We start from the raw sequence: 15,244 nt of genomic DNA, 5'->3' as shown, positions 1-15,244 counted from the left end.
AAACCACTTTCTGTCATCAAAAAGTGAACATCGGTATTTATGAATTAATACCTGCTTTTCAAGCCCCGACAAATTCTAATAAGGCACTTATATCGTGCCCGTCAGCAGCTCTAAGCGCGGCAATATACTGATTGCGGCGCTCATTCATAGCTTCCAGCCTGTAACCACCAGCCCAATCAATGGCTGGCTCATTTAATAGTTTAGTCAATACCGCATCCGCCATTATCCGCGCATGCCGCCCGTTGCCATTTGGAAACGGGTGAATAAATACCAGCTTATGATGAAACCTAGCCGCCAGCTCTTTAGGCGAATAAGTATCATGCTCAACCCAGTATTTGGCATCGTGCAATAGTTGCCGCAATTGAATGGCAACCTGAATAGGATCAACACCGATATTCTTTTCAGTGCGGCGGAATGTACCTGCCCACTTCCAAACACTGCCAAACAACCGCTTATGCAGTTCTAAAACAAAAGCCTCTGACAATACGTCGGGGTTCTTTTGTTTGTCTAACCACTTCAATCCTTCGGTGATGCCAGCTTGTTCAAGCTGGTCTAGCTCCCCTCTGGTACTAACATGCGTGAACTTCAGGCCATCCAGCTCATCAGGATCAAGCGGTGTCGCACCATCTGGGTAATCGACTAGATTTGTGTACTGCTCACTCATTTATTGGCCGTCTTTCATCATTCCAAAAGTCGGATGGCATCTTGTCGATGATTTGCGCTGCAATGCGCTCAATTTCAAATTCAAGCTGCTCTTTACTCAATGATTGCGCTTCAAGCGCCATATGAGTGGATGCAGCTTTCACCTGAGCACGCGCTTTTTCAATAGCGCGCTCTTTAATCACAGCTTCCACATTTTGCTTTGGTATGATGGCGTACACAAACTTGCAATCCATCGCCTCAGCCATAGACTGCATCGTCTTCAGAGTGACACTACCTTGCGGTTCATCCTGTTCAGCCTTGGATATTCTGGCCTTAGTGACGCCCAGCTTTTTAGCCAGTTGCGTACCAGACATACCAAGCGCCGTGCGTACTGTGCGCAGCCAACCCTCTTTAGGAAGCCCATGGTTAGGAAGCATAGATAAGCTACCAAACTGACTTACAGCTTGGTTCACCTTATCTCGATATTGCTTGGCAACTATCTTGTCTATACTCATGTTCTTTTACTCTGGACAACCTTTATGTGTACTCGAACACTCATTTCGTATACATATTTATATACCGACACGACATTTAAGTCAACAAATAGATTGACAATCAAGCAAACAAAGTAAACCCATTTATTTACTTAAAGTGGCCCTTAGTATACATAATTGTATACGCTTTAAGTTTATGATCCTCAACTTTTACGGCGCATATCGCCGTAAATACAAATGATTTTAAACCAGCATAGTTTAAAGCAAGGGCGCTATCGGTACTGATAAGTACCAATAGCCTGCATCTTTTTAAAGTTTTGGGGTGAGCATCGGTGAGCGAAACGAAAGATGGGAACGCGAGCAATGGATGCAGAGCTGGGCGATCCACCATGGATGGTTCGCTCCCAAAAACGCTATTGAACACAAGCCCTGCCTGATAAAGCAAGGGCTCCACTTCCTTAGTGGTTCCAGAAAATATGCACTTCCTGATAGCCAGTTTCGATGGTGAATATTTGAAAATGATCAAAACCGTCTCGTACGGCGGGCAACACACCCGCCGCACGTGACTGCTTAGCGTATTAAAATGCGTATTTTACACTGGCTTTTACTGCTCGCGGTGAACCCGGCATAGTCCAGGCCTCAAAATAAGAGTTCTGGTAATACTCTTCATCAAGTAAGTTGTTGATGTTTAGATTAAGCGATAGTCGCTCTGTAACATCCACGTTCACAAACAGATTCACCAGAGTATAGCTGGGCAAATCAAAATCCTGTTCAAGAAAGTCACCCAATTGCGTGCCTACATATTGGATCACAACACCACCGTTACCAGTATAATTGCCAAACTCAGCAAACTGACGAAGCATTAAGCTACCGCTGTGTTCTGGCACATTACCTAGGCGAGCACCTTCTTCAATGACATAGTAATCCCATAAAGTGATTTCTTTGGCATTTTCGGCATCCACATAAGCATAGGATAAAGAAAGCTGCAGGTCCGAGTTAATACTGTATGACATGTCTAACTCAACACCCTGGCTTTGTGCTTCACCAATGGCTTCTGTCGTACCGTCGCCTGCAGGGCTGCTTGCCAGAATGTTATTTTTCTCTGTAGTAAATATAGCTGTTGAGCCCTGGAAGCCAAGATCACTTAACTCCCATTTAAGGCCAATTTCCCAGGATTTACTTTCTTCCGGCTCATGACCAAGGCCTTCAGCATTGACCCCGGAATTTGGCCGTGCGCCTTCTGAATAGCTAGAATAAATACGGGCTTCATCAGACAGTTCGTATACCAAGCCTAACCGCGGGTTCGAGTAGGATTTAGAAATGCTTGTTTTTGTATCGGTGCGACGATTTGTGATGTCTTGCTCAAAATGATCGAAGCGAATACCGAACATGACTTTCACAGCATCAGTTAAGTCAATTTGATCCTGGAAGTAAACACCTTGCCCACTTTGTTCTTCCAGATCGTCCGTGTTTGGACCCATCTCCGGCAATACATCTGTGTAAGTTGGGTTGTCGTAATCGATTGCAAATGCATCGGCCCCGTCTCCCTCCGCACCCGAGTGACGATAGCGAAGGATTAATCTATCGAGTTCGTATTCGTATAAATCACCGCCGATAAGAAGATTATGTGATAAACCAAATAACTCAGCACTGCCACTAAATTCAAATCGACCAGAATAATCTTCTGCATCAAACTCCCGGTAACGTCGTTGACGAACCACATAATTATTCTCAGCGTCATACCAGCGAGGCTCAGAAACACTCCCCTCAAACATAGAAGTACGCACACTTAAACCCGCGTTAAACGCCCAGCCGTTTGAAAAGTCATGCTGAAGTTCAAACTGATGGCCGATAGCATCAATCTCAACAGGGCCATCGGCTGGCTCCCCGTAAAAGTTGGAATATGAAAATGGTTTGTCTTGTACAAACACAATACCGCGATCCATATCTGCTTCTTGTTTTAGATATTCCAATTCGTAACTCATCAGGGTGTTGTCACTAAGCTGGTAAAGAAACGACGGCGTTATTACCGTTTTTCTCTTGTCTACCGTATCCCGATAACTTTCTGAATCCTCAAAGGCGCCATTTACTCTGAACGCCAGGTTGTCAGCCAATGAATTAGTGTAGTCACCTTCAGTGCGAAATTGCGCAAAGCTACCTGCCGTGAACCTAACGTAGCCAGATTCCTCGAATTCCGGCTTTTTGGTGGTAATATTCACCGTTCCACCCGGTTCTCCACGGCCATACAGTGCAGAAGTCGGCCCTTTAAGCACCTCAATAAAAGCAACGTTAGAGGTATCGCGATTTCCACTAAAACCACGACCGGCGCTAAACCCGTTAATCAGATAAGCGGACGGCAAATTTTCATCACCAGCAAAGCCGCGAATGGCGAACATATCCCACAAACCACCAAAGTCATTTTGCCGGGTTACGCCGCTAACCAGTTCGAGGGAATCTGTGAGTCCGGTAATTCCAGTGATTTCCAAAGTTTCATTGGAAATAGTGGTAATGGCTTGGGGTAAATCTTTTGCAGGTACATTGCCGCGGTAGGATTGACGCATGCTTTTTACTTCAATCAGTTCCATATTATCTTCAGCCGACTCGGCACTATCGGCGGCTTGAACGGCAAAGGGTATCTGTAAAGCAAGAGCGACCCAGAAGCTCAGTGGTTTTAATTGTTGCACAGGTATGTGGCATCTCATGAATGGTGCTTCCTCGTAAACAGAGTTATTTTTATTGATTTGAATAATCAGAAAATCTTGGCAATTCAGACATTTTTTCTACACTGTATTCTGCTCTGTTGAACAACAAGGGATAATAAAAATGCCGTAACGCTTTGTGATAAGCGCGTATATCCTGCTCATATTGCATTGCAGCTTGTGTGTCTGTTTTGGCCAGGGAAGACATTAGCCTTTGTGTCAGCATGGACGGTGACAGCAGTGAAAAACGTCCCGCGAGCACGTCCTTTTCAATAGTAGCCTGGCGATAGGCTTCTGAAAGATCACTGACTTTCTGATCGCCTACCTGTTGGAATGCGTAGTACCATTTCCATTCAAAGGTAGGCCCCATATCAATGTGATCTTTCCACTGCGGGTGGGTAGCCAAAAACGCGTCCCAGGTAGCAGAATCAGGCAGGTCCCATGCATCATTTACCGCTTCCCGCTGGGTTAACAGGATCTCTCCGCCATTAGGGCTGGAAACCATGCTATCAATGACAACGTCGCTGCCAACAGGGATCAATACACTAACAACTATCCACACAGACAGGAGTACCGAAGCAATTTTAGTCGCACTCTGTTTTGCACTTACTTTGCTTGACGTATACCAAAGGATCAGTAAGGTCCAAAAAAGTATGTGGGATACCACGACAATCACAGTCGATAGCGCTTCAACAAAGGCAACGCGAGAAATAACTGCGCCAATAACAAACGGAACTAACATGGCCAGTGCCAATGCCGCACTCAGCACAAATGCTCGGCTAAACCACAGATACTTTTGCTTTACTGCCGTTGTAATCAGTAAGTCATAACGTCCTGTTTCCCGTTCAGAGGCACGCAGGTCATGCAGCAAGAGGATGACAAAAAGCGGCAATAGAATGCTGACGATAAACGCAAAATCGAAACGACCTAAAAATGAAAGCTCTGGATTATCAGCATCGGTTTCATATATCTGCCCTTCAAGGGCCAGCATACGAATGCGATGTTTCCACGGATAAACGTCTCTTTGTCCAACCGCGGCAAAAGCAAGTGGAGACGGCTCTGAATACGTTAAATGAAACGAGTAATAAGCCGCCATGCCATAGTCTGATTGATCTTCGATGACACTATCCCGATCGATTTTATCTTTTTCTTGTAGTCGCTCTATGGTGGACAACTGACTTTGCATTTCACTTATTCCAGACCATACGGCAAATACGGATAGCGCAGCGACAATGGCCAATATGCCTAAAACGTACTTTTGCCTGAAAAGGAATCGGGCTTCCCGGCTTATATTTGGAAATACCTTCATCGGCGCATTCTCCGTACTGCAATAATAAGAACAAGAAGGACAAGCCCAGCCCACAGAAGTAGCTGAAGAAAATAAGGTATGCTATTCGTTAAACGCACACTTTGGGGATCTGGCTTAAACGAGAACGACGACAAGATCTGCCAGTTACTGGCACTTACACGGGCAGCTTTATCATCGTTGTGACGATTCATATCGGCTTTGTAATCCAGACTATCCTGATGCACCTGATTCAATGACTGGACAAAATCAAATCTGAGTTTTTCAGCTTCTCGCAAAAATCTGTGATGGGTTTCCAGGCTGGTGCCAGCAATCATCATAGATAATGAACGAATAGCAGTAGTAGGCGTGAGCCAACCAAATTGACGGGCAATTTTTGCCTGTGACAGCTCTTCATCCATGCGCTTTTCGGCAAACTTGTTGAGAATATTGGTGAGCTGTTCCTCCGAGTATTTTGCAACGGTGCCGCGAAAGTTAACTGGCAACTCGTCAATGCTGTCAACGTTATATTTTATCAGCAGGTTTTTCTTCAACTTTTCAAATGCAGGAGATGTAGCATTATGACCATCGCCGAGTCTACGGACTTCCTCATAGACAGCTAAATCCGTTTCCAACTTACCTGGTGAAGGTGCCAGCACTGCAGCACTTGAACTGCCAATTCTTGGGATGAGAATACAAAAGAGAATCCATACACCAACCAGGGTGGCAAAACTCACACTGTTCTTTTTGCTCTGTGCGGAAATGGCTAAAACAATGCCACTCCATATCAGAATGTAAAGCAGATACCCTACAACAAAACTACTTGTCAGCGAGAGTGATTCTCCTTTGGTTGTTGCCCAGAGTGCAGCTAGCACAAGTGGCAACAACATCAGTAGACCGCTAACCGCTAATGCCAGGTATTTCCCCAACAACAAATGCCAAAGATTCACACCCTGAGTTATCATTATGTTCAGAGTGCCTGCTTCCTTTTCCCGACTAACACTGGCATAACCGATCAGTATAATAAAAAGCGGAACAAGAACTTGTAGCAAAAAGCTCGGCGTTAAGCTGCTAAAGCGTGTCATCCCTGATGCTTGTCTTTGATCGGAGAAAACTGCGCTGTTTTGCCTGTGCCCCTCGAGGAAAATGGAGGTACCTGTGTAGGCATCAACACCGGGCTCAATAATACTGAGCGGCGATGGTGCGCGAAAGACGTAGTGGCCATAGTGTACCATTCTGTGGGGATGGCGGTCGGGCTGATCTAAAAATTGCGCTTCTGAAGCAGACTGGAAGTGCTCCCTTTCATGACTGGCCTTTTCCATTTGGATACTATTTACCACAGCGGAAATTACAGTTAGCACTATACCGATGATAAGTATGGTTGTAGCTGTTTTTGTTCGCTTCCAAAAACGCCACTCGTCTTTGGCTATTTGACTAATCACGCTCATCGTTTGTTTCTCGCGGAAAACGCAGTGTGTACAGCTTCCGTGTCGATATGAGATGACTCGCCGCGTTCGAACGAACCGACAATTTTACCTTGATCTAACAAAGCAATGCGGTGGGCAATCTGGCACGCCCCATATACATCGTGAGTCACCATAAACACCGTGGTGCCTTCCGATGCCAACGCAGCGATGAGTTGGTTGAACTCATCAATAGCATTCGGATCTAAACCCGATGTCGGTTCATCTAAAAATAACACAGGAGCTTCCCGCAACAATGCAAGGGCGATAGCCACTTTCTGACGCATTCCCTTGGAATAATCACTCATCGCTCGGTTCCAGGCTGCAGATTGCAGGGCGACACGATTCAGCGCGTCCGATATTTCATCTGAGGTACGGGTTATTTGAGCAAGGGAGAGAAAATACTCGATATTTTCCACTCCGGAGAGGTGTCCGTACAGGGTGACTGACTCAGGTAAATAGGCAACTTTACTTCTAATAGTGCTTATCTCATCGGCGACAGACATGCCCAGTACCTTTGCACTGCCCGATGATGGCTGTACCGTACCAAGGAAGGTTTTCAACGTGGTTGACTTACCTGCACCATTACCGCCTAATAGTGCAAATACTTCGCCTTTTCTGACGGTAAAACTGACATCATCTAAAACAGCTTGCTCGTTAAAACGAACGCACAAAGACGACGCAACAATGATTTCACTTTGCATTTATTTACTCTGTATGTGATAGGTATGAAATAGAAGGCTCCCAACGCAACCATGATACAATATAACATAATGCTTTCAAGTGTATTTTCGCCAGAATAAGACATATTTACGATAAAAAACTAAAGCTCGCGAAGGCAGTCATCCCACTCAATTTCTATTTCTATTGCCAGGCCATCGCAGATATTTTAGCGCCGCTGACGTGTGGACAATTCTGGCTGGAAACAGGGGCAGATACGTGGATAAAAATTAATACCCATTAGAAGGTAGGCATACCCTAAAAAGGACGCTAATAGCTTGAGTTAACGGGTGAAAAACGTCACGCTTACATCATCAAAAAGAGTAACAAGAAAAGGACGTTTCCATGATGATGAAAATTGAAGTGCTCCGGCGTACTATTGTTCTAATACTGGGCAGTGCGATTAGTTTAACCCTTGTCGCTTGTGGTGGCGGCGGTGGTGACAGTGGCAGTACGAGTAGTGTAACCACAACCGTATCAGTTGCGACACCAACCGTTACACCGACACAGACTACAGAGGAAACACAAGACGAAGTGGTTGAGATGCCAGATATCACCAGTGATGATATTGAAGGTGTTGTGGAAGATATCGCTGAGGTGTCTCCCTTTGACAACCAGGATGAAGTTGAATCGGAAGACGGCTGCTAAAACGGTCTCAGCCTTATAGCGAAATGTTGCTTAGAGGCATTTCTTCATAATAACAGCATCTTCCCTGCCCTCAGCGGCGGGGTAGTAACCTTTTCTTATTTCAATCGTGTCGAACCCAAATGATTTGTACAGGCCAATAGCCACGTTATTGCCGGCTCGCACCTCCAACCAAATTTCTTCACTCTGCCGAGCCTGACACAACGCCACAATTTCATCCATCAGCGCTTTGCCAACGCCTGTTCCCCGTTTTGACGCATTCACTGCAATGTCCATTATTGTTACCTCTACAGAAACGAACAACAATAATGCATAACCAGCTACATGCCCTTCTTGCAACGCCACCAGCCCTTCATAAGGTGTAAGCGTACAGTCTTCAAAGGTTTCAAATTTCCAGGGGGAAAACACACTGTCTTTGTGAATTTCGTAAGCACGGGCGAGATACTCCTTACCCATAGCAGTAACAAGCACTGACATTTACTGACGGCTTAAGCTAATTAGTTTTTGCCACAATTGCTTTTTATCTTCAATGGTCACTTTAACCGGCAGCGACAACTTACCGTCTGCTATTTCAACTTGCTGACCTTGTAGCCACTTTTCTGAAACAGAAACCTGACAATAGGCTATTGCCCCTAAGATATCAGCTTCCATCGCTCCCAGAGAAGACTTGTCGTAAGGTGTTGCAGACTGAGACTCTTGTTTAATGTGCCCGTCGGTCGTCGCTTGCTGCGGCGATACTGATGTCGTCTTAGTTCCCAACACAGCGCGTAATTGTGCAATGCGTTCAGAGCCTGAGGTTTCATAGCCAGACGTCACCTCCCGCGGAGACGTTACCTCAGTAACAGGTGTACCGGTCGTATTCTTAACGACTTGGTTATCGACCCACACTGGAATACCCATTTCCTGAAGTACGGCCTGCTGAAAGGGAGTAAGAAAAGAAGACATAGCAAATTTCAATAAAAATAATAACGGTACTATAAAGTAAAACGGCGAAAAAATCACACCAGCGAATACTTCTGACGTACTCTCAAACAGCAGATCACAAAAGAATAGATTTTCGCTGACTTTCTTATACCTATTAGCACTAATCACCCTGGTTGAACCATTCCCAAGTGTACCAACGTATTACCTGAGTAATCGTAAATCATGAAAATTTCGCTTTCAAAAATATCTAAAAAATACGTGTGTCACCACGTACCGACTCCGTTAATAAACAAGGTATCTTATGACAGGATCAGTGTTATTCCAGCCCTTAAAATGGGCAAACCGCGAACTCAAAAACAGAATGGTACTCGCCCCTATGACCCGTGGTCGCGCCGGCCCCACCCGTGTTCCCAATAAAATCATGGGTGATCACTACGTTCAGCGGGCTGAAGCTGGCATGCTCATCACCGAAGCCACTGCGATATCCAAAGAAGGTATTGGTTGGGTTGATTCTCCAGGTATCTACGCTGAAGAAATGGTTGAAGGTTGGCGCTCTGTGGTCGACAGAGTGCATGAAGCAGGCAGCGCCATAGTATTGCAGCTATGGCACACCGGACGTGCCTCTCACAGTGATTTCCACGATGGGGAACGCCCGCTGTCAGCTTCTGCAGTAAAGATCGAAGGTGATGAAATTCACACGTCAAAAGGTAAGAAGCCTTACGAAGTACCCAGAGCGATGACCCATGAGGATATACAACGCACAATTGCCGACTATAAACAGGCAGCTCAAAATGCGAAGGCCGCTGGTTTCGATGGAATTGAAGTCCATGCTGCTAACGGCTATCTCATCAATCAATTTCTCGATAGCAGGAGCAACAAACGAACTGATAACTATGGCGGCAGCATTGAAAACCGGTATCGTTTTCTTGCCGAAATCATGGAGGCGGTGCTGACAGTGTGGCCGCCGGAAAAAGTCGGTGTGCGATTGTCACCAAATGGCGTATTTAATGACATGGGAGCAAGTGACTTCAGAGAAACCTTTACCCATGTCGCTACCTCACTTGCCGAATTGCAAATTGGATATCTGCACATTATGGACGGCCTGGGCTTTGGTTTTCACGAAAAAGGTGAGCCGATGACGCTGGCGGAATTCAGGGCAGTTTATGATGGTGTGATCATTGGTAATTGCGGCTATTCGAAAAAAGATGGTGAAGAACGTATTAAATCGGGTGATGCTGATTTAGTTGCTTATGGAAGACCGTGGATCACGAACCCGGATTTACCAACTCGATTCAAACACGACTACCCGTTAGCCCCCTTTGACGACCCATCTGCATGGTATGGTTCTGGCGAAGAAGGCTACACGGATTACCCGACTTACCGTGAAAGAAACGGAATAAACGAACTGGAATCGTTCACCCCTTCGACGAAAATGTGACAAATGACGGCGCCCGCCTAAGGGCGCTCGTTCTTTAATATAGTAAAAAGCAAATCAATCATAGCCTGCTGTTGCACAAAATGATCATCACCAAAGCCGTCTTCATCTTGCCGTTCGGCCTCCACATTGACATAACGTCGCCCCTGTTTTTCCGCGAGCACGGATAAAGATCCGTCGTCTTCAGAAGGATCGTGCCCCACATCCGGGTTTTGTAGTACTACATTGAAAGAAGCGTCCTTCATCACCTGATAATCGGCGCTTTCGGTAATAAAAAATAAATCATCTTCGTCCTTGCCTGCATCATGCACGCGAATAAGGTAATTAGCGCCACTGTCCAATTTTTTCTGATATCGCCGGATGGAAATAGTGCCCCGTCCGCCATGCCCATCGTCGTCATATCCCTGGGTATTATTGTGAATGGCAATCCAACTGGATGCTTCGCTGGCATTTATTGCCTTGAGCATAAATTCAGCCAGCGCTTCTGCCCGCTTTTCTGCCTTGGCCAGTAATGAAGGGTGAGCAGCTAATTCGGGATTGAGTTTCGAAAGAGTACTAATACGACCGGGTCCAGTAAAAATCCGGTTGGGGTCGACTTCTACAACGTGTTCATCAACAACAAGCGTGATATGGCGTCGCCCGTTCTGTTTAAGCACAGCAAAAATACCACCGAATTTTTCGACCTGTCGCTTTAAGTATGCATTGCCTACGTGCTCATTTTCGTGAGGTGCTATAAATGCCCAGGGGCGGACTTCATCTGATTTCGTCACATCAAGCTGAATATCAGGTTGCAATGGAAAGCTCAGTAATTGACTCATCAAAAAAATATAGGGGCTCACAATTACTCCTTCAGGTTCATACAAACCGTCAGAAACTATCGTAAAAAATACTGTGGAACAAACCTTATTCCTCGGGAATGGGCAAGGCTATTCAATTGTTTTGAACTCATTAGAGAAAAACGTAAGATGAATTACAAAGATAAAAAGAGAGGAAAGTGGCAGGGGTGGAGGGACTCGAACCCCCAACCATCGGTTTTGGAGACCGCTGTTCTACCAATTCGAACTACACCCCTAGCGCGCAGTGCATTATACGTATGAGATACCAAAGGTAAAGGGTTTTTGTGAGCATTTTCTTTCCTTTGCTTAGCAATCACTCAATGTGGACAAAAAGACGACAACTATCCCCTCTAATCACAATCGACAGCGGCCTGCCAAAGTGTGGCTGTTAGCTCAACCACTGGCTCTTGCTCTTCACACCCTTTTAACACCTCGCTTTTTGAAAGCTCGGCAAGACTTGCGTAATGAGTAAATAACTTGTGTTGTGCTGAAGGGGACAACCCGTTTATCTTTGCACATGAGACCACATCAAAATAGCGATTGCCTGACGCTGCATATTCCCAGTCAGTTATCACAGGGGTCTTCGCGTCTAATATATGGGGAACAGATAGGTCGTTGTGACACAGAACCCATGAGGGATCATCGTGGCTGTCCAGATTGTGCAGTTCTATTAGTGCCTCCGCTTTCGATGTGATGTGTGAAGGCAGTGAAGGTTTTGCACATTGAATATGCCTGCGCCAACGCTGGCCCAGGTTGAGTACTGGGGCTTTAATGCTGCTGCGGTGAATATGATGTAGTGCTTGAGCGAGCAAATAAACCGAATCTGGTTCAGATCTATCTCGTCGAGTGGATATCCACTGCTCAACCCAAATCGACTTATCAGGGCTTAACCACAAGGGTATTGGCGCTAGCTTTTTATCAGCAAGTCGTTTTTGTAAGGCAAATTGTAACTCGTGGTCGACGCCGGTCACATCGCTATGCCCCATCACTTTAACAGCAAAACAATGTGTGCCATCAGATAATTTGTACACCGTATTAACGTCACCCTGGCGCACAGGTCGTAAAGTAGCGCCGACAGACAACCCTAATGGATGGACCAAATTATCAAGAAGTGACTTGTGCGTTAGCACATTGCCCCCTCCACTGCTTTTGCCATTCAACATAGCCGTACACTGAAAAGCCGACATAAGTAAAAAATAAGCAAGCAGATAACGCTAAACCACTTTGGAAGTAGAGGTAAGACGATAACGCGTTAATGACGAACCAATACAACCAGTTCTGTAATACTTTGTGCGCAACCATGACAGTCGTTACCACACTGACTACCTGAATACTGGCGTCCAGTAACAAGTGTTCGCTATTAAACTGCCCTTCTGCCCATTGGGATAACCCCCAAGCGATAGCCAGTAACCCCGGGATCATGAGCGCATGATAGAACCATGGCCATGAGACTACACGAGCTTCAGTGTCACTTTGTCGGTTCCACTGATAATAGCCATAACCGGCCATAACCATATAATAAAGGTTTAACGCTGCCTGAAACGGCAGTGTTACCTGCCAAAACAACCAGGTGTAAATGGCGGTACTGAGAAACGCACACAACCAGCACCAGCGGCTTTGCCTTGCCGCCAGTACCACATAGGCCAAGGCCAGTATCACCGCACAGCCTTCAGCCAACGAGGTATTGCTCAATTGCGTAACAAGGGCGGTGATAAAATCAGCCATTATATTATTTTCTCGCCTGCATAGCGTCGAAGTTTAAAAACTTAGCGACAAAAATAGCCTGCCCAACCTCTTCGTGGGTGCGCTGCATTTCTGCGCTCAATATGCCCATCACTGCTTGGTAGTCACCACTCACCTGAGTGCTGGTGGAACACGTAGTGACAGTAATGCCATCGTAGCTGTTTAAGCGCTCTATAAATGACTTAATGGGCGGAATGTACGCATCGACCAACGGATACAATGATAGCTCAACCATAACTTGCATATTTTCTACTCCCTAAAAGCTTATGCGGGTTGTGATACCCACTTGTCGACCGTCACCCCATTGAAAATAGGGTTCGTTGAAGGCATATTCGTCCCTTGGATCATTGCTGAAACCGCCAAATCCGCGCACGTAGTAAACTTTGTCAAAAACATTTTTCACCCACAGCGTGGTCGTCCAGGGCCCCTTTTGCCAACTGATATCCGTGTTGAACAGCGTAGCTGTGGGAGCCACTTCGTCATGGCCGTCAGACAAACCGTAGCTGTCTTTATAATCCATCTCTACCCGCCAGGAAATGGAATCAGTGAACCAGTACTGGCTAAACACATTAGCGGTATAATCCGGAGATTGTGCCTGCTCCCGCTTTTCAACCACTGAGCCATCGGCTCTTTCATAGTTTTCAAAGGTCGCGTCCAAATAACCAAGGGCAATCTGCAACTGCCATTGTTCCGTGGCTCGCCAGCTTAATTCGGCCTCAGCTCCCTGGTTTGTGCCAATATCAGCGTTGGCAATCACATCGATGAAGGCGGCTGAACCATCATCACGGGTTTGTACCTCGAAATCGCTGATTTGCGTGTTATCACGATCCATATAAAAGAGCGCTGCACGCAGCGACAGGTCATCGCTAAAGTTGCCTTTAAAACCTACTTCATAGTTCCAGCTATATTCAGCATCAAAGAAGCGGCGGTTCTCACTAACCTGTTCATCGTAATTAATACCCGGCCCCTTGAAGCCCCTGGATACACTGGCGTAGTAGAAATGCTCGCCCTGCTGATAAGTCAACGCCAGCTTGCCGCCGGTCATTAGAGTATCTTCATCGTGAGAAACTCCGGCGTTATCCTCGTAGTCATAGGCATACTGCTCAAAACGCAGTGCACTGGTAAAGGTGAGCTGTTCGGTTAATCGGGTGTCGAGCTGACCATAAATTGCCGTCGTCACCGGTTCGAACACACTGGCGAAATCACTGTCCTGATAGGTGTATTGGCGGGTTAAATCCTGTTCACTGTGATTTACCCGCGCTCCGATGACCCACGAAGTTGTGTTGTTGAACAAGGTATTGCTGTCAGCACTGCTGAATCTGATTTCTGCACTTTGCTGTTCGACGTCGCGGTAATAGGCATCAAAAGACGTATAACCCCAGGGGTGAAAACCCGTGAAAGTCCAGTCTTCGTCATAACCATATTCAATATTATGACTTGCGTGGGTTAATATCACTTCCAGTAAACCCGCATCCATGTTGTGGTAAACATGCCCGCTTACGCCGTGAGTCTGCTGGCGATCAAATCCAGGTTCATCCGACCGGGTTTTGTTGTCGTTATCCAGGGAAAAGGCATCAAAGCCGTTATCAATGTCATACCAGCGATAGTTAAAAACAACTGTGGTGTCATCAGATATCGCCCAATCAAGACCAACGCGCGCCGCGTCTTCAGACAACCCGTTGGTATCATCACGGTCCAGATAAATATTTTCAACAAAACCATCACTGCTATTGTGAACGGCTGCCACGCGCAGATTTACCCCATCATTAACGGCGACGCCATAGCCACCTTCAACTCGAAACGACGATTGACTGGCGATATTAACCTCCAGGTGATTCTCCGCTTCATCACCGGGTTCGTTACTTACCACTTTTATAGCACCAGCCAGGGCACCTGTACCAAAATTGGTTGCTTGTGGTCCGCGATAAACCTCTACCTGGCGAGTATCAAACAACACACCTGCTGCCGCTAACCCTGAGAAATCGAAATCGTCTACCAGAAAAGAAACAGACGGATTCAGAGGCTCGGAAAACTGACTGCGTTCGCCTATGCCGCGAATTTGAACAAAACGTCCTCTTGACGCACCACGGGTAAAATTCACATTTGGAGCAACATTTAGCATGTTCTCGATATGCATCGCCTGCCGGCTATCCAGTCGCTCAGCTCCAATGACGGACGCACTGCTGCTTAATTGGTCTAGAGTGAGTTGGCGGAAATCGCCAGTTACCGTGATACGTTCAATATCATCATTGGCATTTGCCCAGAGAGGCACGGAGAGTAAAGCGATGAGTACAGCGTTTTTTTTCATTGAGGATCTCTTTAGCAGTAAAAAGACCCGGTATGTCGGCAAGTATCAGG

15 protein-coding genes and 1 tRNA gene are annotated in these 15,244 nt (G+C 46.2%); 2 read left to right on the top strand and 14 right to left on the bottom strand.

Annotated elements, in window-relative coordinates; translation table 11 throughout:
• Nucleotides 1-58: 58 nt before the first annotated feature.
• The 6 genes from ACXACM_RS10100 to ACXACM_RS10075 all read right to left on the bottom strand — a co-directional run bounded on the left by ACXACM_RS10100 (nt 59) and on the right by ACXACM_RS10075 (nt 7,287).
• Complete coding sequence (locus ACXACM_RS10100) at nt 59-664, bottom strand: mobile mystery protein B (RefSeq protein WP_474821489.1); 606 nt, start codon at nt 662-664, stop codon at nt 59-61.
• Nucleotides 657-1,157: a mobile mystery protein A gene (locus tag ACXACM_RS10095; RefSeq protein ID WP_474821488.1), complete on the bottom strand. Its 501-nt coding sequence runs from the start codon at nt 1,155-1,157 to the stop codon at nt 657-659. The genes ACXACM_RS10100 and ACXACM_RS10095 overlap by 8 nt, the downstream gene beginning before the upstream one ends.
• 557 nt (nt 1,158-1,714) lie before the next feature.
• Nucleotides 1,715-3,838, bottom strand: a complete 2,124-nt coding sequence (locus tag ACXACM_RS10090; RefSeq protein WP_474821486.1) for a TonB-dependent siderophore receptor — start codon at nt 3,836-3,838, stop codon at nt 1,715-1,717.
• Between the two features lie 31 nt (nt 3,839-3,869).
• Nucleotides 3,870-5,144, bottom strand: a complete 1,275-nt coding sequence (locus ACXACM_RS10085; RefSeq protein ID WP_474821485.1) for a DUF3526 domain-containing protein — start codon at nt 5,142-5,144, stop codon at nt 3,870-3,872.
• A complete protein-coding gene (locus tag ACXACM_RS10080) occupies nt 5,141-6,568 on the bottom strand; it encodes an ABC transporter permease (RefSeq protein ID WP_474821484.1) in 1,428 nt (475 codons plus the stop codon). The genes ACXACM_RS10085 and ACXACM_RS10080 overlap by 4 nt, the downstream gene beginning before the upstream one ends.
• Nucleotides 6,565-7,287, bottom strand: a complete 723-nt coding sequence (locus tag ACXACM_RS10075) for an ABC transporter ATP-binding protein (protein ID WP_474821482.1) — start codon at nt 7,285-7,287, stop codon at nt 6,565-6,567. Before ACXACM_RS10075 ends, ACXACM_RS10080 begins: the two co-directional genes overlap by 4 nt.
• Before the next feature lie 361 nt (nt 7,288-7,648).
• Here ACXACM_RS10075 and ACXACM_RS10070 point away from each other — a divergent pair, with 361 nt between their 5' ends.
• Nucleotides 7,649-7,951, top strand: coding sequence for a hypothetical protein (locus ACXACM_RS10070; RefSeq protein WP_474821481.1), 303 nt, complete (start codon nt 7,649-7,651; stop codon nt 7,949-7,951).
• Between the two features lie 30 nt (nt 7,952-7,981).
• Here the strand turns inward: ACXACM_RS10070 and rimI are convergent, their stop codons facing one another.
• Together rimI and ACXACM_RS10060 are read right to left on the bottom strand one after the other, a co-directional pair.
• The gene (gene rimI, locus ACXACM_RS10065) at nt 7,982-8,425 is read right to left on the bottom strand and encodes a ribosomal protein S18-alanine N-acetyltransferase (protein ID WP_474821480.1); all 444 of its coding nucleotides are present in this window, start codon (nt 8,423-8,425) and stop codon (nt 7,982-7,984) included.
• The gene (locus ACXACM_RS10060; protein ID WP_474821478.1) at nt 8,426-8,893 is read right to left on the bottom strand and encodes a hypothetical protein; all 468 of its coding nucleotides are present in this window, start codon (nt 8,891-8,893) and stop codon (nt 8,426-8,428) included. It abuts the gene before it with no gap.
• Nucleotides 8,894-9,173: 280 nt separating this feature from the next.
• Between ACXACM_RS10060 and ACXACM_RS10055 the strand changes: the two genes are divergently transcribed.
• Nucleotides 9,174-10,310, top strand: a complete 1,137-nt coding sequence (locus ACXACM_RS10055; protein WP_474821477.1) for an alkene reductase — start codon at nt 9,174-9,176, stop codon at nt 10,308-10,310.
• A 17-nt stretch (nt 10,311-10,327) separates the two neighbouring features.
• On the opposite strand, the gene ACXACM_RS10050 is transcribed toward ACXACM_RS10055, so the two are convergent.
• The 6 genes from ACXACM_RS10050 to ACXACM_RS10025 all read right to left on the bottom strand — a co-directional run bounded on the left by ACXACM_RS10050 (nt 10,328) and on the right by ACXACM_RS10025 (nt 15,194).
• Nucleotides 10,328-11,146 (bottom strand): hypothetical protein, encoded by an 819-nt coding sequence (locus ACXACM_RS10050; RefSeq protein ID WP_474821476.1) that lies wholly within the window; start codon nt 11,144-11,146, stop codon nt 10,328-10,330.
• A 156-nt stretch (nt 11,147-11,302) separates the two neighbouring features.
• A tRNA-Trp gene (locus tag ACXACM_RS10045) sits at nt 11,303-11,379 on the bottom strand.
• 114 nt (nt 11,380-11,493) lie between these two features.
• Entirely contained in the window at nt 11,494-12,273 is a 780-nt protein-coding gene (locus tag ACXACM_RS10040; protein ID WP_474821474.1) for a phosphotransferase, read from the bottom strand.
• Nucleotides 12,248-12,868, bottom strand: coding sequence for a nicotinamide riboside transporter PnuC (pnuC, locus tag ACXACM_RS10035; protein WP_474821473.1), 621 nt, complete (start codon nt 12,866-12,868; stop codon nt 12,248-12,250). Before pnuC ends, ACXACM_RS10040 begins: the two co-directional genes overlap by 26 nt.
• A 4-nt stretch (nt 12,869-12,872) precedes the next feature.
• Nucleotides 12,873-13,130 (bottom strand): YkoF family thiamine/hydroxymethylpyrimidine-binding protein, encoded by a 258-nt coding sequence (locus tag ACXACM_RS10030; RefSeq protein ID WP_474821472.1) that lies wholly within the window; start codon nt 13,128-13,130, stop codon nt 12,873-12,875.
• 12 nt (nt 13,131-13,142) lie between these two features.
• Nucleotides 13,143-15,194, bottom strand: a complete 2,052-nt coding sequence (locus ACXACM_RS10025; RefSeq protein WP_474821471.1) for a TonB-dependent receptor — start codon at nt 15,192-15,194, stop codon at nt 13,143-13,145.
• Between the last annotated feature and the right edge of the window lie 50 nt (nt 15,195-15,244).

The organism is Alteromonas sp. AWQ4_252, from assembly GCF_056158205.1.
This window is presented reverse-complemented; position numbering and strand designations above follow the sequence as displayed.